The sequence below is a fragment of the Parvularcula sp. LCG005 genome (assembly GCF_032930845.1).
GTDB lineage: Bacteria > Pseudomonadota > Alphaproteobacteria > Caulobacterales > Parvularculaceae > Parvularcula.
In genome coordinates this window covers 206,046-229,725 of the sequence record NZ_CP136758.1, presented here as the reverse complement: position 1 = coordinate 229,725, position 23,680 = coordinate 206,046, and the positions used below count along the sequence as shown (strand labels likewise).

Here is a 23,680-nt window from a genome sequence, read left to right as displayed (position 1 = left end):
ATAGCAGATGGCGAGGCGAGGCTTCCCGCTGCCAACACATGACAACCCGGTTAGTACATAGACGCCTAACCCGTGAGATGGAAGAAGAGTTCCCACCTTTTTTGCCGATAAACACGATTAATGTGCCCCGCCTGTTGCATAAACATCGCGGTGCACAATACCATCGGTATGGGCGAAACTGGCCGCCAAATAGCAGAACTCGGCCGACTGGCGAACGCATTTGGCGATAAATATTAGTGCTAATGGCGTCCGCTAAGCGGCGTGCCGCAGAAACCCTGTTCTAATTCAGAGAGTTGGCGTCGCCAATCGCTTCAGAGCCCACCCATCGGCACATGCTGTTGCAAGGTGGTCCGCAGCTTGGTCATGGCCTGTTTTTCGATCTGGCGGACCCGCTCCTTGGACAGACTGAGTTGAACGCCAAGGTCGGACAGCGTCACTTTGTCGTCCTGGAAGAAGCGCTGCTCAATAATGAACCGTTCCCGGTCATTCAGATCTGACATCGCCCCGCCGACAATGACGCGGCGCTTGTCGTCATCCACAGACACTTCCGCAGCCTCATCGGGCGTGACGCGTTCGTCGGGGATAAGCTCCTGACGTTCGGTCTCACCGTCTTCGCTCAACATGGCGTTGAGAGACTGGTCGCGGCGACCCAGGCGGGATGTCATGAACTCGATATCGTCTTCACTGACGCGGAACCGCTCAGCGGCCTTCGCGCGGGCAATACGCGGCGCCGTGTCTGACTGCTCAATCATCGAACGGATGCGGCTGAGATTGAAGAATACGGTTTTGTGGGCCGATTTGGACCCGACGCGTACGATGGACCAGTTGCGCAGGATGTAGTCCTGCATAGAGGCCCGGATCCACCAGCCGGCATAGGTGCAGAAGCGGACTTCGCGGCCTGGATCAAAACGCTTGGCAGCTTCGAGAAGGCCAATAGCGCCTTCCTGGATCAGGTCGGCAAGTGGCAGACCGTAGCCTCGAAATTTGATGGCCGTTGAGACCGCCATGCGCATATGCGCGTTGGTCAGCTGCCCCAGCGCGTCCTTGTCATTCTCTTCGTGCCAACGGCGCGTCAGCTCCTGCTCTTCATCGATCGAAAGCAACGGTGCGGACATCGCTGTCCGGATGGTTGTTCTGAGATAGGTATCAGCATCAAAAGCCATTTTTCAGTCCTTGGGCGAGCGCTTCACGACATGCACCCAAGGGAAACTGAGGACCAGTCATATGGTTCCGCGATTCATTCCGGCAATATGATTTCACTCGTGACAAATACATAGCGAGCGACTAGCCGGTGAAGTTCCCATTTGACGGGCTGCGGCCCTGGCTTCGACAACAGAAGGTACCGTCATGCGCATTGGATTACCAAAAGAAATCAAAACCCTGGAGCATCGGGTCGGGTTGACGCCAGAGAGCGTTCTGGAACTTGTTCGATTGGGCCATGAAGTGGTCGTGCAGACAGGCGCCGGTGAAGGCATTGATTTCACGGATGACCAATATGTCGCAGCTGGCGCCCAGATCGTGCCGACAGCCGAAGCCGCCTTCGAGGCTGATCTGATCATCAAGGTCAAGGAACCCCAGCTGCACGAATGTGCCCTGCTCTCCCGTGGCCAGACCCTGTTCACCTATCTGCATCTGGCCGCCGACAAGCCGCAGGCCGAAGCGCTGATGAAAAGCGGGGCCTATGCGATTGCCTATGAAACGGTGACTGATGATGCCGGTGGCCTTCCCCTGCTGAAGCCGATGAGTGAGGTGGCCGGTCGTATGGCGGTGCAGGTCGGGGCCAACTGCCTGCAGAAATCCAATGGCGGGCGCGGCATGTTGCTGGGCGGTGTTCCGGGCGTTGGCGCCGCGGAAGTCATCATCATCGGCGGCGGGACATCAGGCTTCAATGCCGCACAGATGGCGGTCGGCCTGCACGCCCATGTCACGATTTTCGACCGTTCCATCGATCGCCTGCAGGAACTTGATGCGCTGTTCAAGAACGAGGTTCAGACCGTCTATTCCACCACCGGTGCCATCGCCGATGCCGTGAAAACCGCTGACCTCGTAATCGGCGCGGTGCTCGTCCCCGGCGCGGCCGCACCCAAGCTCGTGTCACGCGAGATGCTGAGCACGATGAAAAAAGGCGCCGTGCTCGTCGACATCGCCATCGACCAAGGCGGCTGCTTCGAGACCTCCAAGCCGACGACCCACGACAACCCGTCTTATGTGGTCGACGACATTGTCCACTATTGCGTCGCCAACATGCCCGGCGCCGTGCCGCGCACCTCGACCTATGCCCTGTCCAACCGCACCCTGCCTTACGTGATCCAGTTGGCAGGCCTTGGCACCAAGACCGCCCTTGAGCGCAATGTTCACCTGCGCCACGGCCTCAATGTCGCTGACGGCCATATCACCCACAACGCGGTGGCCGAGGCACTGAGTCTGCCATACCGCGATGCACGGGAATTCATCTGAGCATGAGCACGAGGTCCAGATTTTTAACCTAGTTGGGTTACGGTCTGGACATTGTGATCGCGACAGGCCCCTCTTCTGCGAAAGCCGCTATCAGCCCATGGTCCGCTCGGTTCAAAAACCGCGACCTGGAAATGGCTTATGACGACTATTCGCTAGAGCGGAATATCGAGACGGACCGGCTGCTCATCTTCTCGGGCGCAGCCATCCACATGATCTACAGTTTCCTCGATTATTATACGCTGGGCTCTATTGCGCCGCTGACCATCACCCTTCGACTGATCAGCGCGCTTTTCAACATCCTGCTTTGCGCCATCAGCTACACGCCGACCGGCCGCCGCCACATGATGACCCTGGGTGTTCTGGGGGTCATCGGCGTCACCCTTTCGGTGGCGTGGATGATTTATGAGATCGGCACCGTCAGCCCGCCCTATTATGTGGGCTTTCTCCACGTCGCGGTCGTGTTCGCCGCCATTGGCCGGCTGCATTTTCACGTCTGCAGCGCGCTGCTCGCCTTTATCTACCTGTCTTTCTATATCGCGACCTATCAGTTCGCCGACACGATCGACCTTTTTGCCGGTCATTTCTTCCTTGTGGGCACGTTCGTCAGCTGTGCGCTGGCCAATTACCACCTCGAGCAGAACCGGCGCATCGAGTATATTCAGTATCGCGACAAGGAAACGTACTACACGCAGCTGCGCGCCATGGCTGATGGTGCGCAGGAAGACCTGAAACGCAAGAACGCGCTGCTGAACGTGCTTGGCCACGTGGTGAAGACGCCACTGCACCAGATCATCGGATATGCCCAGATCATCGAGCAATCCCGCGATCTGCCCGACGGTGCGGCCGACGTCACCGGCTTCGCCGCCGAAATCCACCGGGCCGGTACGGTTCTGTCCCATCAGAGCCAGCGCATTCTTGACTATACGCGCGCCGAAGGCGGCCTATTGCCGAGCCAGCCACAAAAAACATCCGCTCACCGTCTGGTTCGCGAAGCGGTCTATCGTCATGAGCAGACGGCGCGCGAGAAGCAGACCGTCATCCGCATCGACTGTTCAGAAACGCCGATCAGCGTCGATCCCCGCCATGTCATTCGCGGGCTCGACGAACTGATCGACAATGCGGTGCGGTATAGCCCGCCGGGCAGTTGCATCTCGATCACGTCGCAGGATCACGCCCAATATGTGGTGCTGTCGATCCAGGACGACGGTCCAGGCATTGCGGAAAGCGAGATCAACCGTGTACGTGATGCGCTGAACAGGACGGAAAACTTCCGCAATATGGGCGGCGACAAGCTGGGCATCGGCGTCTCGCTGGCCCGCTCCCTGATGCAGGTGGGCGGTGCAAAAATGACCTTCGCCAGCATCCCGGATGTCGGCTCGCTGGCCCAGATTATTCTTCCGCGTACAGAAGAAAAAGCGGCGCCGGCAACACAGAGCCGCCGCCGGCGCGTGGCTTAAGCCGGCTTTTTCAGCTTCAGGATCCAGTACGCGCCACTCTGATCGAGCGTCAGTTCATGAATGCCTGGCAGGCCGTCGGCGATTTCCCGCATTTCCTGCTCATTGCGGAAATACATCGTCCAGTCGAGCGCATATTCGGCCGACCAGTACATGCCCGTCGGGCTGTCATTCACGTTGCCGATCAGGACCGTGCCGCCAGGCTTGAGGTGCTCATAAAGCTTGCTGACCATCATCCGGGTCAGTTTCGTATTCAGATAGTCCGTCAGCCCGGCCGAATAGATGAAGTCCTGTGGCGGCAGGTGACGGAATGTACTGCCCGGCCGCAACATTTCCGTGAACGACGTATTCATCCCCGAAACCATGATCGAGGAGACGCCGGTCTTCACGCTTGAATAGATAGACTTGATCGCATAGTCGAGCGCCAAGCTTTCAGGGTCGACCAGAGTAAGTGAATATCCCTTTCCCAGATGGGCGCCGGTCGAGAAGAAGTCCGTATATTCACGCGCTGGCCCCGACCCAATGCTCATCACATGGAAATGGTCCTGCTCCGGATGATCGTTTGCCAGCAATGACAGCTCATCTGTCAGCGACCGCATGCGCCCGGCGATCGGTGCGCCTGCAATCAGTCCCAGCAGGTAGAGAAACCGCTCATAGGGCCCTGCACCGACCGGCTGATGATCATAGAACATGTTCATGATCTGGAAATCGCCAGGATAACCCATCGGTTTTTCGAAACAGCGGCGCTGCAGATCGGCCCGGCAGAGCTCTGGCGTTACGAGATTTTCTGTGTACCGCTTGAGCGCCTTTCGCATCTCCGGATCGTTCTTGTAGGGCAGTACAAGTGCGTTGCCTCGCAGGATGAACTCAGCCCAATTCGCCTTGACCGCTACCTCAAGCTCACGATCAAGAACCCGACGTTCATCAGCACTGAGGGCGTGGTCGAACGGTGCCAGTTCCTCCTCGATCTCACGCCGATAGGACGCGAGGGAATCCAGAAGATCTGCGCAGAAAATCTTGTAGCCTGTGGGAACGCTGCTGCGTTCCAGCCGCGGTCGCAGCACGCGCATCGTTGCAACCGCTGCTGCATTGTCATGTGCCAGCGCCTCCAGATCGATCGCACGGTCAAAGAACCGGCATTCGACAACGCCATCCACCGCCGCGCCCGGGCGCAAGATCTCCGCTGTGGCCAGAACGCTGTCGCCCTGCTCAAACCAGACCTCGACGGAATCCACACCATCCGGCGCCGATACTGTCTCTGTACTGAGGACACTGAAGCCCAGGGCGCTGATTTCGCTAAGCGTGTACGCCACGCCCGCGATCCGCACGACCGGCGCCGCTTTGTGAAAATAGGCGTCCGCAGCATGGCGCTGGGCACCGAACTGGATGCGCTCACCTATCGCACCCGTCAATTCTGTATAATGTTTGGTCATCGCAACCGGCCCCTCACAACATGCAAACAAAAAGTATATTTGGCAGCTTCGAAGCTATCTTAATAAAAGGTTAATTCAAAGAGGCGCGAGCGGCGTTTCATGCGCCAAAATGGGAATAAGAGCATTTATTTCGTTAATACAGGTTAACGGCAGTATTTGTGAATCCAACTCTGTCACGAAGGCGCGTGACAGCGTACATCGGGCGGGTTGGCAAGACGCCGTTCAGGTCGTACCGGGTGAAACGATAAAGCCCGCGCTGGCGGTCGCCGATATCTTTATGGAGTATGCAGGTTCATGAGCCCATTCATCATTCGTCCCGCCCGTGAAGATGACCTGCCGTCTCTCGTGGCACTCGCCAAGGAGGCGGGTACGGGCATGACCACGGTGCCCCAGGGCGAGGACGCCATGGCCGAACGGATCAACGCCTCCATCGCCGCCTTTGCCGGTAAAGGACGTGCCAGCGCCCGTGACGTCTTTTTCTTCGTGATGGAAGACGAAGAAGGCGCAGCCGGCATGGCCTGCATATTTCCAAATCTGGGCGAAGACCGGCCGTTCTATTCCTACCGCCTGTCCCATCTGGCGACCCAGGCACCGGAAATGAACCTGACCGCCAGCACCGACATCCTTTTCCTGGTCAATGATTTTCACGGCTATACCGAAGTTGGCACGCTGCTTGTGGCCGCGCGGGCGCGCGGCAAGGGCGCTGGCCGCTTCCTGTCCCTGTCGCGCTTCATGTATCTGGGCATGAACCCTAGCCGGTTCAGCGACAAGGTCATGGCGGAGATCCGGGGACATTTTGAGGAGGATGGCACCTGCCCGTTCTGGGAGCACATCGCCGCCAAGTTTTTCAACACGAGCTTTGAAGAGGCCGATCGGCAGTCCGCCAATGACTTCCGCTTCATCTCTCACCTGATGCCGAAATTTCCGATCTATGTCTCGCTCCTGCCCCAGAGCTGCCAGGACATCATCGGCAAACCCCACCGGACATCGAACCACGCGCTGAACCTGTTGTCCTCAGAAGGCTTCAAATGGACCCGATGCGTCGATATCTTCGACGGTGGGCCAAGTATTGAAACTGACCTCTCCGACATTCGGACGGTCCGCAAGCAGTCCAAACGCACACTGACGGTCAAGGCCGATGCCAGCCACATTGACGGCGCTGTGCCGTTCATGGTCGCCGCCCAAGGGGACCAGCCCTATGTGGTCACGATGGGAATGGGACATCCAACGGGCCAGACCGTTGTCATTCCCCCCGAAATCGCGCGGCGCGCGAACCTTGCCAATGGGCAAAGCGTGATCGCCGCCCCCTTGAAAGGATAAGCCGTGAAGCAGGATGGAAAGCTATTCATCGATGGATCGTGGACGGATGGACAAGGGGCGCCCCTGACCTCTACCAATCCCGCCAATGGAGAACCGATCTGGCAGGGCGCGCAGGCGAGCGAAGCCCAATTGGAGAGCGCCCTGGCTGCGGCGCACTCGGCCTTTGGCAGCTGGCGCCGGTTAAGCGTTGAGGAGCGGTTCGCGATTATTGAACGCTATGCCGCCATCGCCAAGGAGCGGCAGGAGGAGATGGCAAAGCTCATTTCTGACGAAATGGGTAAGGCCCTGTGGGATGCGCGAACCGAGGCTGGCGCCATTGCCGGCAAAGCCGCCATTTCGATCGAGGCCTATCACGAACGGACGCCAACGCGGAACGAAGGCGCGATCCGCCTCACCCATCGTCCGCACGGCGTGATGGTGGTGATCGGGCCGTTCAACTTTCCGGGCCACCTGCCCAACGGGCATATCATCCCCGCACTGATTGCCGGGAACACGATTGTCTTCAAGCCAAGCGAGATCACCCCTGCGGTGGCGCAGGCCATGGTCGGCTGGTGGGAAGAAGCCGGTCTGCCGCCGGGCGTCATCAATCTTGTGCAGGGCGGCGCAGCAGAAGCCGGTCAACTCATCGAAGACAAACGCACACGCGGCGTCCTGTTCACGGGCGGCGTGAAAGCGGGCCTTGCCATCCACCGCACATTAGCGGGGCATCCGGACAAAATTCTGGCGCTGGAACTGGGCGGCAACAACCCGCTTATAGCATGGGACGTGGCCGACGCGGAAAGCGCCGCCACGGTCATTGCCCGGTCAGCGTTCATTACCTCAGGTCAGCGCTGTACCTGCGCTCGCCGCCTGATCGTCCCGCACGGCGCCGCTGGTGACCGGATCATCGACGCGGTGGCCAGCCTTATTTCAAGACTGGCCGTTGACCGGCCAGACGCGGACCCGCAGCCATTTATCGGACCGGTGGTGCATTCAAAGGCTGCCGACGCCATCCTGAAGGCCCAGGAAGAATTGCTCTTCCATGGCGGCGAAGCGGTTCGCCCCAGCCTGCGTCTTGATCAGGGATCGGCCTATGTCACGCCGGGGCTGATCGACACGACCCGATGCCGAGAAGTTCGCGACGAAGAAGTGTTTGGCCCCTTGCTGCAGGTGTTCCGGACAAAGACATTTGATGACGCCATCGCCAAGGCCAATGATACGCGATTTGGCCTGTCCGCAGGTCTGTTATCCGATGACGAGCAGCTCTGGCACCGCTTTGCCGACCAGATCGATGCAGGCATTGTAAATTGGAACCGCCAGACAACCGGCGCCTCCGGCAAGGCCCCCTTCGGCGGTCCAGGCCTTTCCGGCAATCATCGGCCAGCGGGCTATTACGCGGCGGACTATTGCGCCTGGCCCATGGCCAGCATGGTGCAGGAAGGTGCGCTGAACGATGACGCCGCCATGCCGGGACTGGTGAAATGACACCAGCCAAGGAGATCAATTTCGACGGCCTGGTCGGCCCCACCCATAATTATGGTGGCCTGTCGGTCGGAAATGTCGCCTCGATGTCGTCCTATGGCAGCGCCTCTAACCCGCGCGCAGCGGCGCGTCAGGGTCTGTCCAAAATGCGGGCGTTGATCCGTATGGGCCTGACCCAAGGCGTGCTGCCGCCCCATGAGCGCCCCTTCCTTCCGGCGCTGCGCCAGCTGGGCTTCACTGGCACCGATCAGGCGGTGATCGAGGCCGCCGCGAAGGTATCGCCTGCCCTCCTCTACAACATCTCGTCCGCGTCAAACATGTGGACCGCCAATGCGGCCACCGTTTCACCATCTGCGGACAGCGCAGATGGCAAGGTTCATTTTACGCCTGCCAATCTGTCCGCCATGTACCACCGGTCCATCGAACATCCGTTCACGGCGCGGTCGCTGCAGACCATCTTTGCCGATGACCGCCATTTCGCGCACCACGAAGCGATCCCCATGGGTGGCGCGATGGGCGACGAAGGGGCTGCCAATCACGGTCGCCTGAGCGCACAACACGGCGCGCCAGGCATCGAACAGTTCGTCTACGGCCGATCAGCATTTGAGAAGCTTGAAAGCTGGCGCTTCCTGCCGCGTCAGGCCTACGAAGCCAGCCACACGATCGCGCGTCGCCATGGCGTGCTTGAGACCAGCGTCTTCATGCGGCAGTCACGCCGGGCGATCGAGGCCGGCGCATTCCACAACGACGTGGTCGGCGTCACCAATGGCCCGGTACTGTTCTACCACGAGGCCGCCTATGAAGAGACCGGCCCTGCCTTTGACGAGATGCGACGTCTTGCCGAACCGCTCGGCTTCGAGCCCATCTTCGTTGAAGTGCCTGAAAGCGATGTCCCGCTCGAAGATGCGATCACGTCGTATCTTTTCAACTCCCAGCTCGTGACCCTGCCTGACGGCAAAATGGCACTGATCCTCCCTGGCGAAGCCGAAGCCACTGAGAGCACGAGACGCTATCTGGAAGGTGCTATGGCGGGCAACGGGCCGATCAGCGCTGCGCATTTCTTCGACCTCAAACAGAGCATGAAGAATGGCGGCGGCCCGGCCTGCCTGCGCCTGCGCGTCGTTCTGACGGAGGCGGAAGAAAAAGCCGTTGCGGGAGGGGTCATTCTTGGTGAAGCGCGCCTTGACGCGCTCGAAGCCTGGGTCGATGCCCATTACCGGGAGGAACTCCTCCCCAACGACCTTCTCGACCCTCAATTACTCATCGAGAGCCGGACCGCACTGGACGCCCTGACCCAGATCCTTGATCTGGGCGCCCTTTATGATTTTCAGCGGTAACACTGCCTCATGGGCACGGATTGGGATACCGCGCATGGATCTCATTCACCTTTGCGTGAATGTCGTCCGTGTACTCAAAATCCAGTGACGCAAAGATGGTGTCGAGCTGATCATCGTTCGATGCGCCAAAGATGTTGCTCGTCACCCACGGGCGTGAGGTGACGAACTGCATGGCCAGAATGACAGGATCGACATTCAGCTCTTGCGCCAGTTCCAGATAGGCGCGCAGGGCCGGCTCGGCGGATGGCGTTTCATACCGGCCCAGACGCCCGAACATTTCGCCGCGCGAGCCTGCTGGCTTCTTGCCGCCCAGATATTTGCCTGAGAGCACGCCCTGCGCCAGCGGCGAATAGGCGAGCAAGCCGACATGCTCTTCCATGGCAATCTCGGCCAGTCCGTACTCGAACGTTCTGTTCATGAGACTATAGGCATTCTGGATCGACACCATGCGCGGCAATCCCAACTCATCCGCCGCCTTGATGAACTGCATCACCCCCCAGGGCGTTTCGTTCGACAGCCCCACATGACGGATTTGTCCCTCTTTGACGAATTTCGCGAGGGCGGAAAGCTGCTCTGCAAATGACACAGCGTCGTCATTGTCGTGAACGCTATAGCCTTTCAGGTCTTGGCCAAAAATGGGGACATGCCGGTCCGGCCAGTGAATCTGGTAGAGATCAATGTAATCCGTCTGAAGACGGTCAAGACTGCCATGGACAGCCGTTTCGATCTGTTCCGGGGTGACGCGCGGCGTCTGGCCACCGCGGACATGGGTCATGCTCGACCGACCGACAATCTTCGATGCCAGCACGACGCGATCCCGGCACCCCCGCTCCTTCATCCACCGCCCGACAATCCGTTCGCTGTCGCCTTGCGTCTTGGGCTTCGGCGGGATCGTGTACATTTCGGCGGTATCAAAGAAGTCTATCCCGCGGTCAAAGCAGCGGTCCATCTGGTTGAAGGCGCCCTTCTCATCCATCTGATCGCCATACATCATTGTGCCCAGACAGAGGCTTGAAACGGTCAGATCCGTCCGACCAAGGCGACGACGTTCGAGTTGAGCCATGGGAGTATCCTTGTTGTTCATTCGCGCCCGCTCTTGGCCGAAGCCCCGCCGCGCTGGCAAGACTTGCACTGGCGAGGCCGCCGACCCATATTTTATTCAACTATATCAATCCGGAGAGCCTCTGATGAAGCGACGTCACGCCGTCTTGGGAGCCAGCGCAGCGGCTCTAACCACCATGGGCGCACTTGCGCTTACCGCTGCGGCCGCGCCGCCCGTCCTTGAGCAGGACCATGTTATCGTCGTGGATCGACAGGGCACGGCTGCAGTCGCCGAGCACGCCGATGATCAAGGTCTCGTTCTGTCGGACAGCCACCGCAAATGGGCGCTGGGCGCGTTTATCGGAACGGCACTGGCCGGACTGATCAGCCTGGTCGGCTTTCGGGGCGTAACCTCATTTCTGTCCCGTAGCGGCACGGCGGCCGCGAGGGCAGTTGGCGCGGCAGCAGTGGTGCCGGCACGCGCGGCGCGGTCCGTCGCTGGCGCCGCCGGACGGGTATTGAAAAAGCCTGGCCAGACGGTGATGGGTTTTGGTCTTCTGGCAATCGTGGCTGTTCTGGCGCTCACTTTCCTCGATCTGCAGTGGAAGGCTGGCCTTGCCGTGGGGGCGGTCAGCGCGCTCACCAGCATTGGCGCGGTCCGCAAGCTGCTTAAACAGGTCGGCCAGACACGCCCCCAACCGGTCCCGGTGGCCTGATCCAAAGAATTTGAGGTAAATTGAAAATTTGTGGAAAACTGCCCCAATTTGGCCCTGATCGGGGATTAGGCCCCGATTCACTGGTCGAGCGCTGGTAACAGCGACCTCCAACTGACAATGTTTTGCACTCTGGAAGACCCCTCCCTTCGGCGAGGGGTTTTTCCATATTGGGACATCGCCGCATTGCCAGAAGGGGGCGTTCAACCCTAAGTGACCCTTATGCTTCCACAAATTGCTCCCTCTATCCTTGCCGCTGACTACGCCCGCTTTGCCGATGAAGTTCGGGCCGTGGATGAAGCCGGGGCCGACATGATCCATGTCGATGTGATGGACGGACATTTTGTGCCGAATATCACGTTTGGCGCTGGCCTCGTCAAAGCGCTGCGCCCGCACACCAAGAAGCCGCTCGACGTGCATCTGATGATCTCGCCCGTGGATGCCTTTATCGAAGACTTCGTCAAAGCTGGCGCTGATATCCTGACCATTCACCCGGAAGCAGGTCCGCATCTTCACCGCAGCCTGCAGACCATTGCGGCGCTCGGGATCAAGGCGGGCATCGCCCTCAATCCGGCGACACCCCTTTCCGTGATCGAGCCTGTGATCGAGATGATCGACAACATCATGCTGATGACCGTGAACCCCGGTTTTGGTGGGCAGTCATTCATTGAAGGCCAGCTGCCGCGGATCGCCGCCGTGAGCCAGATGATCGAGCAGTCGGGCCGCAAAATCACGCTGGAAGTGGATGGCGGTATCGCCGCCGACACCGCCCCCAAGGTGATTGCCGCCGGGGCCAACGTTCTGGTCGCAGGCACGGCGGTCTTTCGCGGCGGACCAACAGCCTATCAAGCGAATATCGAGGCCCTTCGCCAGGCTGGCCTCAAGGCGGTTTGACCATGCCCGTTCAGGGGCCCCTTGGCGGACGCCACCGATTTTATCACGAAGTTCAACTCAGGGGCCCGTTGCCGCTCCGAGTTCTCCATCAACCGGAGCAGTCCAGCCGCCCGGCTGAACCGCTGATTGCGGCTTGCGCCAAACTCGCGCCGAAAGCCGCCGCCTGGGGCAACAGTGACGCGGGATGGTGGCATTTCGAGCGGTTCGACTGGCTCCCCGCCTGCGCCGCCCTTCCCCATGGTGACGCCGTGCGCTGCGCCCAGCAATTCATGACGGCATGGCTGGAGCAGTCTGGCCAATATCGCCCCCGCGCCTGGTCACGGCGGATTACGGCAGCGCGACTGTTCACGCTGCTACAATATTTGCCGATCCTGCAGCAGGGCCGTGACGCACCGTGGCGGGAAGCGATACTCGATACAATCGCGCGTCAGGGGCGCCATTTGCGACGCATGGAAAAGCGGCGCGGCGACAGCGATCCCTCCTTTCTCGATGTCAGCGTCACCCGCAGTCTCGTGGCGTTGTGTATGCCCGAAGACCGCGGCATCGGTGTGCCGGGCGGACATGTGCTCGACACCAGCCTGACACGGTTGGCGGGCGGCCATCTGCCGCTCGACTGGCGCGTGGCTGAAGACGCCCTGACCAGCCTCAATCTGCTGGATGCCTTGCAGAATGCCTATATTGCCCGCCGATTGTCGCCGCCGGCGCCTCTCGCGGAAGCGCGCAAAGTCGCCCGCCTGTATGTTGGCGGGCTGATGGATGCGCCGGATCGTTTCGCCGCCCTGCCGTGCGGCCACGACGGCGACCGCCAGAAGCTTCAGCGCCTGCACCTTCTCCGCCGCGAAGAGGCGGACGGTCTGCTGGCAGGTCTCGGACTGCGGCGCCTGCAGCAGGGAAAACTTCTGGTGCACGCGGATCTCGGGCATGACGACGCAGGCGATTTTGGCGCCGGCAGTTTCAGTCTGACTGATGGCGACGAGCGGGTCGTGATCAATTGCGGGGCACCGTCCTCTTTCGCCGCCGCCGTCACTCCGGCCATGGCCAAATGGCGATCTGCCCTTTTGTCCGTTCCCGCGACCAGCACGCTAGATGAGATGGCGGACACGCCCGCGCGCGGAAAATTGCAGAGCAGCGATGAGGGCAGTGTCCTGACGATGACGCGACGGCACGGCGGCGCCTTTCATCAGCGCCGGCTCTGGCTCGCTCCCTCTGGCGACAATGTTCGCGGAGAAGATGTCTGCCGCAATCCTGCCAAGGATGCCCTTTATCGCTTCCATCTGCCGGCAGGTGCCACGGTCACGCGGCTTGACGACAAGTTGACCGTAGACATAAGGCTTGCGACCGGCAAATTATGGCGCTTTGCTACGGGAAGCGCCCGGGTGGACGTTGCAGAGAGCGTGGATGCGACGCGGGATGGCATTGTAGAGCCGTCGCATCAGATCGAGCTGTACCCTGAACGGGAGGGTGTGCGATGGGCCTTTACCCGGCAGGATTGAGCAGTCGCATGACGCAATTGATCGTAAACAGGATTTGCCAATGCGGATCACAGTGCTAGTCTGGCTAGAGTTAACGGGAAGAGAAATCCGGTGAGCGGGAACAACAGACAATTTCCGTTTTTTCGTCGGCGGCGGACAGATCGGGTCACGGCGCGTCTTGCGCCCAGTGACCTGACCGCGCTGGAACTCGACAGTACGCAATTGCTGGCACGTGAGCCGCGCAATACCGATCTGAAGCAGGCGGAAAAACTGATTACCGGCAAGCGCGTGATGATCACCGGCGCGGGCGGAACCATTGGTTCTGAGCTCGTGCGCCAGGTGGCGCAGTTTGATCCAGAGCTCCTGATCCTGATCGATAACTCCGAGTTCAACCTCTACGAAATCGACATGGAGCTGAAGCGCACACGCCCCGGCCTGAATGTCGTTTCCATGCTGGTCGATGTCTGCCGACTTGAGCACCTCAACCCCGTTTTTGAAAATGCGGCGCCGCATTTCGTGCTGCATGCAGCAGCCTACAAGCATGTGCCAATTGTCGAGCGAAATCCGTGCGCGGCGGCCCTGACCAACGTCCTTGGCGCCAAAAACGTCTTCGACGCGGCGGTCCGGACAGGATGTGAGGCAGTCGTCTTCATTTCGTCTGACAAAGCGGTCAATCCGACAAGCTTCATGGGCGCAACCAAGCGTATTGCGGAGCTTTACGCCCAGTCCCTGGACATCGCCCAGACCGGCACGCGTTTTGTGACTGTGCGTTTTGGCAACGTGCTGGGATCCACCGGATCCGTCGCCCCGCTGTTCCAGCGCCAGATTGCCCAAGGCGGTCCTATCACGGTGACCCACCCCGACGTTCAGCGCTATTTCATGACCACCCGCGAAGCGGTTCAGTTGGTCATTCAGGCGGCATCGCTGAGCGACGAGAATGGCCGCGTGATGACCCATGACGGGCGCATTTTTGTGCTCGATATGGGCGAACCGGTTCGAATCGTCACGCTGGCCGAACGGATGATCGAGGCTGCGGGCCTGACCCCGAACGAGGACATTAAAATAGTTTATACCGGCCTGCGGCCCGGCGAAAAACTGTTCGAGGAAATTTTCCATGACCTTGAGAAGCTCGTCCGCACTGGCGTTGACGGAATCCTTCTGGCGTCGCCGAGCATGATCGACCTTCCATTGCTCAAACCACGACTAGAAGATGTCGTGCAGTATGCTCTTAGCTGCCAAAGAAACGAGCTGGAGGAAGCAGTGCACCATCTGGTGCCGGAATTCCGCCCCGACCCGCAGTCGGCACAGCCCGACGCGATCGCCTCTCTGGGCGTTCGTCGCAAGAGCGGAAAGCCGATCCAGAACGACCGCTGACGGTTTCGGGGCCTTGCGACCGGCCTTGGACGCGCCGATAAGGCGCCCAAGATTGTCGTCCAAGGAGTATTCCGTCTCGTGTCATCGTCCGCTGATCGCCTGCCCATTCGCCGTGCCCTCCTCTCCGTCTCGGACAAGACAGGGCTGATCGAATTCGCCCACGTCCTCGCCAACGCCGGCGTCACGCTATTGTCGACGGGCGGTACCGCCAAGGCGATCCGCGACGCAGGGCTCGACGTCACGGATGTGTCCGACGTTACCGGCTTCCCCGAGATCATGGATGGTCGGGTAAAAACGCTGCATCCCGGCGTACACGGCGGATTGCTGGCCGATCGGTCAAAGCCCGACCACGTCGAGGCGATGAACGCGCATGGTATTGAGGGCATCGACCTCCTTGTGGTCAACCTCTACCCCTTCGAGGAGACCCTGGCCAAAGGCGCGCCCGCCGACGACATCATCGAGAATATCGATATTGGCGGTCCGGCCATGATCCGCGCCGCATCGAAAAACCACGCCCATGTGGCTGTGGTGACGGACACGGAAGATTACGACCTGATCACCGCGGCGCTGGCCGCTGGTGGCACGACGATGGATGAGCGCCGGAAACTTGCAGGCATCGCCTACGCCCGGACCGCCGCCTATGACAGCGCCATCTCGACCTGGTTCGCCTCCCTCGAAGAAGACATGCCGCGCCGTGTGACCGTGGCGGGCACCCTGAAACAGACAATGCGGTACGGGGAGAATCCTCACCAGTCCGCCGCCTTCTACGTCACCGGCGATCAGCGCCCCGGCGTCGCCTCAGCCCGGCAATTGCAGGGCAAGGAGCTCAGCTACAACAACATCAACGATGCCGATGCGGCGATCGAGCTTGTGTCGGAATTCAATGGCGGTCCGGCGGTAGCGATCATCAAGCACGCCAACCCCTGCGGCGTGGCGACGGGCAAGGATTTCACCTCCGCCTACACGACCGCCCTGGCCTGTGACCCTGTTTCCGCCTTTGGCGGCATCATTGCGCTGAACGGCACGCTCGACGCGCCGACCGCAGAAGAGATCGTAAAAATCTTCACCGAGATCGTGATCGCTCCCGATGCCACCGATGAAGCTGTTGAAGTCTTCGCCCGGAAGAAAAACCTGCGGCTCCTCCTGACCGGCGGCCTGCCCGACCCGCGGACCGCGGCCATGACGATCAAGCCAGTGGCAGGCGGCTTCCTGTATCAGGCGCGTGATGCCGGCCACGTGGCCAAGGAAGACCTGCGGGTCGTCACCGAGCGCACGCCCACCGCGCAGGAACTGGACGATATGCTGTTCGCGTTCACGGTCGCCAAGCACGTCAAATCCAACGCCATTGTCTACGCCAAGAACAGCGCCACCGTGGGCATCGGCGCCGGACAGATGAGCAGGCTCGATTCCACTCGAATTGCCGTTCGCAAGTCCGCCGATGCAGCCGAAGCCATGGGCCAGTCGACACCCCTCGTTCAGGGATCGGTCGTGGCGTCCGACGCGTTCTTTCCTTTTGCGGACGGGCTGATTTCAGCTGCGGAAGCCGGCGCAACAGCCGTAATACAGCCTGGCGGTTCAGTCAGGGATCAGGAGGTCATCGACGCTGCCAATGAGCGCGGACTGGCCATGGTCTTCACCGGCATGCGGCACTTCCGTCATTAACGCGAAAATCAGTGTTCGAGAGCAAGCTCCCCTCAAAACAAAGCCCCGGAGGAAACCATGAATAACCCCGATCATGTCCGCGAACTGACGTTCCGCGACAGTGTCAATGTGATGTTTGATCGGGCCGCGGCCCATCTCGACATCTCTGATGGTCTGAAACACAAAATCAAGGTCTGTAACTCGGTCTATACGGTCCGGTTCGGCGTCAAGCTGCGCGGCAGCATCCACACCTTCGTGGGCTATCGCGGTGTTCATTCCGAGCACATGGAGCCGGTCAAAGGCGGGATCCGCTATGCGCTCTCCGTCGACCAGGACGAGATCGAGGCACTCGCGGCCCTGATGACCTATAAATGTGCGCTCGTCCGCGTCCCGTTTGGCGGCTCCAAGGGCGGCCTGATGATCGACCCCAAAGAGTGGGAAGAAGACGAGCTTGAGCGCATCACTCGCCGGTTTACCTATGAGCTGGCTAAGCGCGACCTGATCCACCCCTCCCAGAACGTTCCGGCCCCCGACATGGGCACCGGCGAGCGGGAAATGGCGTGGATGGCTGATGCCTATAAGCGCATGCACCCCACGGATATCGATGCCATGGCCTGCGTTACCGGTAAGCCATTGCATGTCGGCGGTATTGCCGGGCGGGTCGAAGCGACCGGCCGCGGCGTTCAGTATGCGCTGCAATCCTACTTCGAATACCCGGAAGACGTGGCCAAACTGGGTCTTGACGGCACACTCGAGGGTAAGCGCGTCGTCGTTCAGGGCCTTGGCAATGTGGGCTACCACGCCGCCAAGTTCCTGTCTGAGGAAGACGGTGCACTGATCACTGCGGTGGTTGAGCGCGATGGTGCCATCGTCAAGGACGATGGGCTTGATATTGAAGACCTCAAGCACTTCATCTCTCATAATGGCGGCGTGCGCGGTTATGGGCATGGCAAGTTCTACGAGGACGGCAACGCCGTGCTCGAAAAGGAATGCGATATCCTGATCCCTGCGGCGATTGAAGGATCGATCCACGGTGGCAACGCGGCGGACATCAAGGCCAAGCTGATCATTGAGGCCGCAAACGGTCCGATCACGGCCAATGCGGACACCATCCTTCGCGACAAGGGCGTCGTCATCATCCCCGACATGTACGCGAATGCTGGCGGTGTGACTGTTTCCTATTTCGAGTGGGTGAAGAACCTGACCCATATCCGGTTCGGCCGTCTGCAGCGCCGGGAAGAAGAGAAGCGCAGCCTTCTCCTCATGAACGAGCTGGAAACCGCCCTCGGCACCAAACTGTCGCCTGCGTTCAAGGCCCGGTTTGCTCAGGGCGCTGGCGAAATTGACCTCGTGCGCTCGGGTCTGGACGACACCATGCGCGATGCTTATGGCCGCATGCGGAAAATGATGAACGACAATCCAAAAATCGTTGACCTTCGGACAGCGGCATATGTCTGTGCCCTGACGGACATCGCCCGCTCTTATCAGAGCCTCGGCCTCTAAATAGCAATACATGCAACAAGAAGGCCGGCGGATCGCATCCGCCGGCCTTTTTCGTTGTGATTGCGGCCAAGGGACTGGTCATATTCGGCTACCGGGGCCCGCTCCTGAGGCTTGTACTACTACGCTATGGAGGGGGTCAGTTACCGCTTGAGGTCTGTGTTTCCAGCGGCTGCCCATTCCCACCGCGCTCTTCCATGGCGCGACACACAGCTTCGGCGTTCAGCGCTTCACTCGGCTCAGGTGGTGTATGTGGTATGCCTGCCGCGACGTCCGAATTGCACTTCATTTCTTCCATCTGCCCGGCCATGCCGCAGGAGAACTGCATGGCCGTCTTTGTCCCCATACTGATGGCACCGCATTCTTCCATCATTTGCGCGCCGATCAGACAATCATTCTTGACGGCGTCGCCGGACGATTTGCAATCGCCAGGATTGGTTGGGTTGAACGGCGGCAATATCGGCGTCAGATCACCAATATCGATGGGAGGCTTGGTCGGGAAGGTGATCTGGGTTGGATAGCTCGAATAAGTGATCGCCTCCTGTCCCGCCTCACGTGCCTGATCCTGCGTTTCAACCACTGATTTTATATAGGCCCTGATCGCCTCGGCCGTTTTCAGGCTTTCCGGCTTCATGTTCAGTTTTCTGAGTTGTGCGTTGGTCGCCTCAAGCTTTTTGATACTCGCACGGAGTCTCTTCTCATGCTCATCGCTGGCTTTTCCGGTGTCCAGTTTCTGCCGGGCGAGTTCAATCGCATCATTATTGGACTTGATGAAAAACTCAGCCGTGGTCTGCCGGCTCTTTTCGCGCGCACGGCTTTCTAGTGCTGTGCCTGACAGGATGGCTGCCACAAGCAACGCAACTGCCGTAAAGTTCCAAACTGATGCCATGATGTTCCCTCCGCCAAGCTTGCAAGCTAACAGAGGGATCGTGAATATCAACGCAGTGACACAGACGAAGATTTGGCGGCCGTTCGTTAGAGCGTATTCAGAGTGACGTGCGTGATGGGAGGAACCGGCATGACGGTGTCTGACGACATAACTTGCGATGAGGCCCTCGCGTTGTGGCAGTCCTGCCTTGAGGGCAAAGCGCTGGGCGAGACCGAGCCCCATCAGATGGAAGATCATCGCGACGACTGCGACAGCTGTTACGAGAGAGACTGGCTGAACTGTGAGGCGCTGACGCGACTGGAGGCGGCCGGTATATCTCTCCCGGACCCGCTTTTTTCGTTCAAAATGCGCGTGGCTACCCGACATCGCAAAACCTGCTCTGCCTGCCGCGAAAGGGATTATCGAAATACCCTGATCGAGCTTGGGGAAAATCCAGCGGGTTTTCCGTGTGCCTGTATCGGATATTTCAGCCTGCACCAGTGCGACCAGCATATGGACGCGTGGGAGTGCGCAGACACGCTGATCGTTCGTGATGACAAGGGTGGGTACGGACTGCCCATTCGCAATGGCGGGCGCGCCTATGCGCCCATCCATCATTGCCCATGGTGCGGGACGAAGCTAACCGACCGCTAGAGGTCGGAGTCTGTACTAATTAACTGTCCGTCCAGAACTCAATCCTGCATTCGAGCGCGCTTGTTTCTCGTCAAAGATCGTAGCCTCAGGCCACGAGATTTTGACGCTGCTGTTCACTGCCCTTGGTCTTGGAAAAACTGGCAACCGCCGCGACAAGGCTCTTCGCCTCATGGGCAAGACCCATGGAGGCGGCATTGGTCTCTTCGAAAACAGCCGCGTTCTGCTGGGTCATCTGATCAAGCTGCCGCGTCGTGGCATTGATTTCCCGAATGCTCGACGATTGCTCGGCGGCCGTCCGGGCGAGATTATCCGTGTTTTCCATAATCTCAGCCACAAGGCCGATTGCCACGTCGAGCGCGGCGCCCGTCTTGTGGACTTGGGACACGCCCTCGGCGACACTATGACTGCTCTGTTTGATCAGGCCCCCAATTTCTCGCGCAGCATCACCTGCCCGCTGCGCCAAGGCGCGGACCTCAGATGCCACGACAGCAAAGCCACGACCCGCTTCACCCGCGCGGGCAGCCTCAACACCGGCGTTCAACGCCAGCAGATTAGTCTGGAACGCGATGTCGTCGATCACGCTGATGATCCGGGAAATGTCGTCAGACGATTTGGAAATGTGATGCATCGAGCCGATGGCCTTGCGCATGATCTCCTGCGACTGCAGCATCTCATTATGAATCTTGCCCACGGATTCCTTCGTTGCGGACGCACTTCTGTCCGTATCCGCCGCACTTTCAGCCAAGTGACCCACCGCCACTGCCGCCTGCTGCAGGGCCGATGCGGCACTTTCAGTCCGTTTGGCCAGATCGCCAGAGGCTGAGGAAATTTCCGAAGACGATGACAGGATGTTGGTCGAACCCGCTTCGATGGTTTCGATCAGATTGGACAGTGCATCCAGCGTCCGGTTATAATCACGACGCAGAACATCATAGCCGCCGGGGAATTCCTCGGTGATCTTTGTGCCCAGATCGCCTTTGGCGAGACGCCCAAGCGCAGCCGCCAGGCTTTCCGTCACACGCTCCTGCTCGCGTTGACGGGCAAGGCGTTCGTCCGCCACCAGTTCGGCCTGGCGAAGGCGCTCTGCCTCTTTCTCCTGATCGGCCTGCAGTTGACGCTCGGCCTGCTCGCGGGCAGCCATATCCTGAAGACGGCGCGCCTCATCCTGCGCCTTGCGAGCTTCTTCCGCTTCGATCGCGGCGCTGTGTGCACGGGCTTCTGCCTCTTCACGACCAATTCGACCGCTTTGCAAAGACTGAATGGCTTTGGACAGCTGCCCGACCTCATTGCCGTAGTGATCGTAAGGGACGTCGATCTCGCCGGCGGCTTTTGCAGTGACGCGATCGGTCAGCCCCGTCAGGACAGAGATGGGCTTGAGCATCACATGCGCAAAAAGCGTCATCGCGGCCAGCGACAGAACCAGCACGCCGAGGCCGATAATCGCAACGACCCGCGTGATTTCTGAAGTGACAGCAACGATCTCGTTCTTCCGTACACCTACATACAGAATGCCGGATATATTGCCTACGGTATCAAAAATCGGTTCGTAGACGGTGAAGTAGTCAACGCCGAGAATAGTGGCCTCTCCGCGGAAGATCTCACCTCGGCGGATCACGGGATAGACGCGCCCGCCCTTGCCAAGCTCCGTCCCGACTGCACGCTCGCCGTTATCTTTGATAATGTTGGTGGTCTGACGCCAGAAATCCTGGGTCTCTTCGTCCCATTTGAAAATCGTGACAGTCTCACCCGTGATCTTGCCGATGGCATCGATCATCGAATGGTCCTCAACTCCTTCAGGGACGTTCTCAAAGGTCAGCCGGTCAATTCTGCCCTGCGCGTCATAGTGAACGTCGACGCCGTCAATTTCGCGCTCGATGATCGCTGCAGCGACGCGGAGATTGGCCTCCTGTTTGTCGCGCACATTGTCCACGATCTCTTTCTTGATGACGAACGAAAAGCCGGCAGCAACAGCAAGCACGCTAAGCAGAACGAGAAGACCGCTGATAACAGCGATGACCTTCGGCAAACTGAACCGATTGATGAAAGACATGGTCGAATAGCCTATCTGGATGTGCACAAAATTCACCACAGATTGGCAGATGGCGGTCAAAACAACGCTAACCGACAGGCGGAATATAGCCAGCCGTGTTTGGGATTGCTCAAGATTGGTTACCGGGCTGATCAGATTCCGCCGGCTCTATTCCTTGAAGGCGTCGCCTGTCTCATCCAGTTCAAACCGGTATTCTTCGCGACAGAAATCGCACGTCACTTCGATCGCCCCGTTGGTCACCATGTCTTTCAGATCGTCGGCCGCATATTGCGACAGGACGCCTGCCACCTTCGCGCGTGAACAGGTACAGCCAAAATGCGCTGTCAACGGATCGAATACCCGCACGCCGTCCTCGTGAAACAGCCGGAAGAGAAGCTGTTCCGGGCGCACCATGGGGTCCAGAAGTTCGTCAGGCTGGGTGGTATTCATCAGAATCACCGCCCGCTCCCATAAATCGCGATCGACGTCGGCCATGGTGATTTCCTCACCGCGCTCCCGCGTACCGCCCTCACCCGGCATGAACTGCACCATGATGCCGCCGGCCCGCCACGCCTGGCCCTTAACCGTCGTGACCTGCCCCACGGCGAGCTGAATAGCTGTGGGAATCTGCTCGGACTGATTGAAATAATTGATCGTCGCCCTCGCAAGCGTCGGCCCCTCCAGGGGCACAACCCCCTGATACCGCTCCATGTCAGGTCCCTGATCAATGGTCATGACCATGTGCCCTTTGCGCAGCAGGTAGTGCAACTCAGGCCCTTGAGCATTGGCTGCCTCGTCACGCCCGCCTTCGCGGAAGGTGGCTGTGGCCCGCAGTGAACCGTCAGCAGAATAGTCTGCGACAATGGCGGATACGGGGCCATCTCCCTGGGCCTGCATTATCAGCTTGCCGTCGAATTTCAGTGCCGTCCCGAGCATGGCGACAAGCGCCTCCGCCTCACCGAGCAACGCCTTGACCGGATCGGGAAAGTCATGCCGCTGGAGGAGTGTGTCCACGGCCGGTCCAAGCCGGACGATCCGCCCCCGGACAGCCGCTTCGCCGACCTGAAAAGGTATGATGACGTCGTCGGATGGAATCTTCGGTTCACTGCCCTGCGGGCTTGGGTCTTGGTCAAACATGAATCAGGCTTTCAACTTGTAGCCGCGGCGGAACAGCAAATAGGTCACAGCACACAGCAGAACGGTCAAGATGAGGGCGACGACAGCGCCGCGCAAGACGGGGGCATCGGAAACGCCGATGAAGCCATAGCGAAAGCCGTCGATAAGATAGAAAAGCGGGTTCCAGTCACTGACCGCCGCCACCCATCCAGGCAGGCCCGGCTTGTTCACAGAATAAAATGTGCCGGACAGAAATGTCAGCGGCGTGATGATGAGATTGGTGAACAGCGCGAGCTGATCGAACTTGTCCGCCCACATCCCGGCAATGGCACCGACTGCCCCCAGCAAGAGTGACGCCATGACCGAAAAATACACGATAGCGCCAAAATGCGCCACTTGGGTCGGCGTGCCCGACAGGGCCATGAAGCCCGCGATCGTCAGGGCCGTGACAATACCCACCATCAGCCCGCGCGTGGCGGCGCCGGCAACAAAGGCAATCGTGAGTTCTAGAGGCGACAAAGGCGGCATCAGGACGTCCACGACGGACCCCTGGACCTTGCCGATGATCAGCGATGACGAAGCATTCTGAAAAGCGTTGTTGAGAATGGCCATCATGATCAGGCCCGGCGGCAGAAAGGCGGCGTAGGGAATGATCTGGCCTGCCATCTCGGACTGGCGATCAGCGCCTGAAAACGCCACCAGAAACACGGTCAGGTAGAGCAGTGTGGTAATGATCGGCGCAATGACAGTCTGGAATGCAACTTTGAGGTAGCGCTGCACTTCCTTCTTGTAGAGAGTCCACAGACCGATCCAGTTCATGCGGCCGAAACGGCGCATACCGAACGAATCATCAATGGCTGTGGCCGGGTCGGTGGGGCTGTGCAGGGTCATTGTGGACAAGATTTCCTAGGCGGGC

The 23,680-nt window shown here is 59.6% G+C and carries 19 protein-coding genes; 12 read left to right on the top strand and 7 right to left on the bottom strand.

Annotated elements, in window-relative coordinates; all coding sequences use genetic code 11:
* Positions 1-311: 311 nt before the first annotated feature.
* Entirely contained in the window at positions 312-1,163 is an 852-nt protein-coding gene (locus tag RUI03_RS01020) for an RNA polymerase factor sigma-32 (protein ID WP_317288421.1), read from the bottom strand.
* Positions 1,164-1,347: 184 nt separating this feature from the next.
* Between RUI03_RS01020 and ald the strand changes: the two genes are divergently transcribed.
* On the top strand, positions 1,348-2,457 hold the full coding sequence (ald, locus tag RUI03_RS01015; RefSeq protein WP_317288420.1) for an alanine dehydrogenase: 1,110 nt from the start codon (positions 1,348-1,350) through the stop codon (positions 2,455-2,457).
* Between the two features lie 131 nt (positions 2,458-2,588).
* Complete coding sequence (locus RUI03_RS01010; protein WP_317288419.1) at positions 2,589-3,914, top strand: HAMP domain-containing sensor histidine kinase; 1,326 nt, start codon at positions 2,589-2,591, stop codon at positions 3,912-3,914.
* Here the strand turns inward: RUI03_RS01010 and RUI03_RS01005 are convergent.
* A complete protein-coding gene (locus RUI03_RS01005) occupies positions 3,911-5,344 on the bottom strand; it encodes a class I SAM-dependent methyltransferase (RefSeq protein ID WP_317288418.1) in 1,434 nt (477 codons plus the stop codon). The two genes, RUI03_RS01010 and RUI03_RS01005, sit on opposite strands and share 4 nt — an antisense overlap.
* A 294-nt stretch (positions 5,345-5,638) precedes the next feature.
* On the opposite strand from RUI03_RS01005, the gene RUI03_RS01000 reads away from it, so the two are divergent.
* Genes RUI03_RS01000 through astB form a run of 3 tightly spaced genes read left to right on the top strand, consistent with a single transcriptional unit; the run spans position 5,639 to position 9,462 of the window.
* Positions 5,639-6,664 carry an arginine N-succinyltransferase gene (locus RUI03_RS01000; RefSeq protein ID WP_317288417.1) on the top strand — a complete coding sequence of 342 codons (1,026 nt, stop codon included), beginning with the start codon at positions 5,639-5,641 and terminating at the stop codon, positions 6,662-6,664.
* 3 nt (positions 6,665-6,667) lie between these two features.
* Positions 6,668-8,128 (top strand): succinylglutamate-semialdehyde dehydrogenase, encoded by a 1,461-nt coding sequence (astD, locus tag RUI03_RS00995; protein WP_317288416.1) that lies wholly within the window; start codon positions 6,668-6,670, stop codon positions 8,126-8,128.
* The gene (gene astB / locus RUI03_RS00990) at positions 8,125-9,462 is read left to right on the top strand and encodes an N-succinylarginine dihydrolase (RefSeq protein WP_317288415.1); all 1,338 of its coding nucleotides are present in this window, start codon (positions 8,125-8,127) and stop codon (positions 9,460-9,462) included. Before astD ends, astB begins: the two co-directional genes overlap by 4 nt.
* 7 nt (positions 9,463-9,469) lie before the next feature.
* On the opposite strand, the gene RUI03_RS00985 is transcribed toward astB, so the two are convergent.
* Positions 9,470-10,525, bottom strand: coding sequence for an aldo/keto reductase (locus RUI03_RS00985; protein ID WP_317288414.1), 1,056 nt, complete (start codon positions 10,523-10,525; stop codon positions 9,470-9,472).
* A 124-nt stretch (positions 10,526-10,649) separates the two neighbouring features.
* Here RUI03_RS00985 and RUI03_RS00980 point away from each other — a divergent pair, with 124 nt between their 5' ends.
* The 6 genes from RUI03_RS00980 (at position 10,650) to RUI03_RS00955 (ending at position 18,100) form a co-directional block, all read left to right on the top strand.
* The gene (locus RUI03_RS00980; RefSeq protein WP_317288413.1) at positions 10,650-11,219 is read left to right on the top strand and encodes a hypothetical protein; all 570 of its coding nucleotides are present in this window, start codon (positions 10,650-10,652) and stop codon (positions 11,217-11,219) included.
* A gap of 219 nt (positions 11,220-11,438) precedes the next feature.
* A complete protein-coding gene (gene rpe, locus RUI03_RS00975; RefSeq protein WP_317288412.1) occupies positions 11,439-12,110 on the top strand; it encodes a ribulose-phosphate 3-epimerase in 672 nt (223 codons plus the stop codon).
* Positions 12,111-12,178: 68 nt separating this feature from the next.
* Positions 12,179-13,603, top strand: coding sequence for a heparinase II/III family protein (locus tag RUI03_RS00970; protein ID WP_317288411.1), 1,425 nt, complete (start codon positions 12,179-12,181; stop codon positions 13,601-13,603).
* A 90-nt stretch (positions 13,604-13,693) separates the two neighbouring features.
* Positions 13,694-14,956: a UDP-N-acetylglucosamine 4,6-dehydratase family protein gene (locus RUI03_RS00965; RefSeq protein ID WP_317288410.1), complete on the top strand. Its 1,263-nt coding sequence runs from the start codon at positions 13,694-13,696 to the stop codon at positions 14,954-14,956.
* 78 nt (positions 14,957-15,034) lie between these two features.
* Positions 15,035-16,618 (top strand): bifunctional phosphoribosylaminoimidazolecarboxamide formyltransferase/IMP cyclohydrolase, encoded by a 1,584-nt coding sequence (gene purH, locus RUI03_RS00960; protein ID WP_317288409.1) that lies wholly within the window; start codon positions 15,035-15,037, stop codon positions 16,616-16,618.
* A gap of 57 nt (positions 16,619-16,675) precedes the next feature.
* Positions 16,676-18,100 (top strand): Glu/Leu/Phe/Val dehydrogenase, encoded by a 1,425-nt coding sequence (locus tag RUI03_RS00955; RefSeq protein WP_317288408.1) that lies wholly within the window; start codon positions 16,676-16,678, stop codon positions 18,098-18,100.
* Positions 18,101-18,236: 136 nt separating this feature from the next.
* On the opposite strand, the gene RUI03_RS00950 is transcribed toward RUI03_RS00955, so the two are convergent.
* Positions 18,237-19,478: a hypothetical protein gene (locus RUI03_RS00950; protein WP_317288407.1), complete on the bottom strand. Its 1,242-nt coding sequence runs from the start codon at positions 19,476-19,478 to the stop codon at positions 18,237-18,239.
* On the opposite strand from RUI03_RS00950, the gene RUI03_RS14705 reads away from it, so the two are divergent.
* Positions 19,479-19,619 carry a DUF6980 family protein gene (locus tag RUI03_RS14705; protein ID WP_410795885.1) on the top strand — a complete coding sequence of 47 codons (141 nt, stop codon included), beginning with the start codon at positions 19,479-19,481 and terminating at the stop codon, positions 19,617-19,619.
* An 85-nt stretch (positions 19,620-19,704) separates the two neighbouring features.
* Here RUI03_RS14705 and RUI03_RS00945 read toward each other — a convergent pair whose 3' ends face one another.
* The 3 genes from RUI03_RS00945 to RUI03_RS00935 form a co-directional block, all read right to left on the bottom strand.
* Positions 19,705-21,696 carry a methyl-accepting chemotaxis protein gene (locus RUI03_RS00945; RefSeq protein WP_317288406.1) on the bottom strand — a complete coding sequence of 664 codons (1,992 nt, stop codon included), beginning with the start codon at positions 21,694-21,696 and terminating at the stop codon, positions 19,705-19,707.
* Positions 21,697-21,816: 120 nt separating this feature from the next.
* Complete coding sequence (locus tag RUI03_RS00940) at positions 21,817-22,785, bottom strand: Hsp33 family molecular chaperone (protein WP_317288405.1); 969 nt, start codon at positions 22,783-22,785, stop codon at positions 21,817-21,819.
* Positions 22,786-22,788: 3 nt separating this feature from the next.
* Positions 22,789-23,655 (bottom strand): ABC transporter permease, encoded by an 867-nt coding sequence (locus RUI03_RS00935; protein ID WP_317288404.1) that lies wholly within the window; start codon positions 23,653-23,655, stop codon positions 22,789-22,791.
* Between the last annotated feature and the right edge of the window lie 25 nt (positions 23,656-23,680).

Coding starts and splice junctions, on each gene's coding strand:
- RUI03_RS01020 (WP_317288421.1), bottom strand. CDS start 1,163: ATGGCTTTTGATGCTGATACCTATCTCAGAACAACCATCCGGACAGCG.
- ald (WP_317288420.1), top strand. CDS start 1,348: ATGCGCATTGGATTACCAAAAGAAATCAAAACCCTGGAGCATCGGGTC.
- RUI03_RS01010 (WP_317288419.1), top strand. CDS start 2,589: ATGGCTTATGACGACTATTCGCTAGAGCGGAATATCGAGACGGACCGG.
- RUI03_RS01005 (WP_317288418.1), bottom strand. CDS start 5,344: ATGACCAAACATTATACAGAATTGACGGGTGCGATAGGTGAGCGCATC.
- RUI03_RS01000 (WP_317288417.1), top strand. CDS start 5,639: ATGAGCCCATTCATCATTCGTCCCGCCCGTGAAGATGACCTGCCGTCT.
- astB (WP_317288415.1), top strand. CDS start 8,125: ATGACACCAGCCAAGGAGATCAATTTCGACGGCCTGGTCGGCCCCACC.
- RUI03_RS00985 (WP_317288414.1), bottom strand. CDS start 10,525: ATGGCTCAACTCGAACGTCGTCGCCTTGGTCGGACGGATCTGACCGTT.
- RUI03_RS00980 (WP_317288413.1), top strand. CDS start 10,650: ATGAAGCGACGTCACGCCGTCTTGGGAGCCAGCGCAGCGGCTCTAACC.
- rpe (WP_317288412.1), top strand. CDS start 11,439: ATGCTTCCACAAATTGCTCCCTCTATCCTTGCCGCTGACTACGCCCGC.
- RUI03_RS00955 (WP_317288408.1), top strand. CDS start 16,676: ATGAATAACCCCGATCATGTCCGCGAACTGACGTTCCGCGACAGTGTC.
- RUI03_RS00950 (WP_317288407.1), bottom strand. CDS start 19,478: ATGCTGGTCGCACTGGTGCAGGCTGAAATATCCGATACAGGCACACGG.
- RUI03_RS14705 (WP_410795885.1), top strand. CDS start 19,479: ATGGACGCGTGGGAGTGCGCAGACACGCTGATCGTTCGTGATGACAAG.
- RUI03_RS00940 (WP_317288405.1), bottom strand. CDS start 22,785: ATGTTTGACCAAGACCCAAGCCCGCAGGGCAGTGAACCGAAGATTCCA.
- RUI03_RS00935 (WP_317288404.1), bottom strand. CDS start 23,655: ATGACCCTGCACAGCCCCACCGACCCGGCCACAGCCATTGATGATTCG.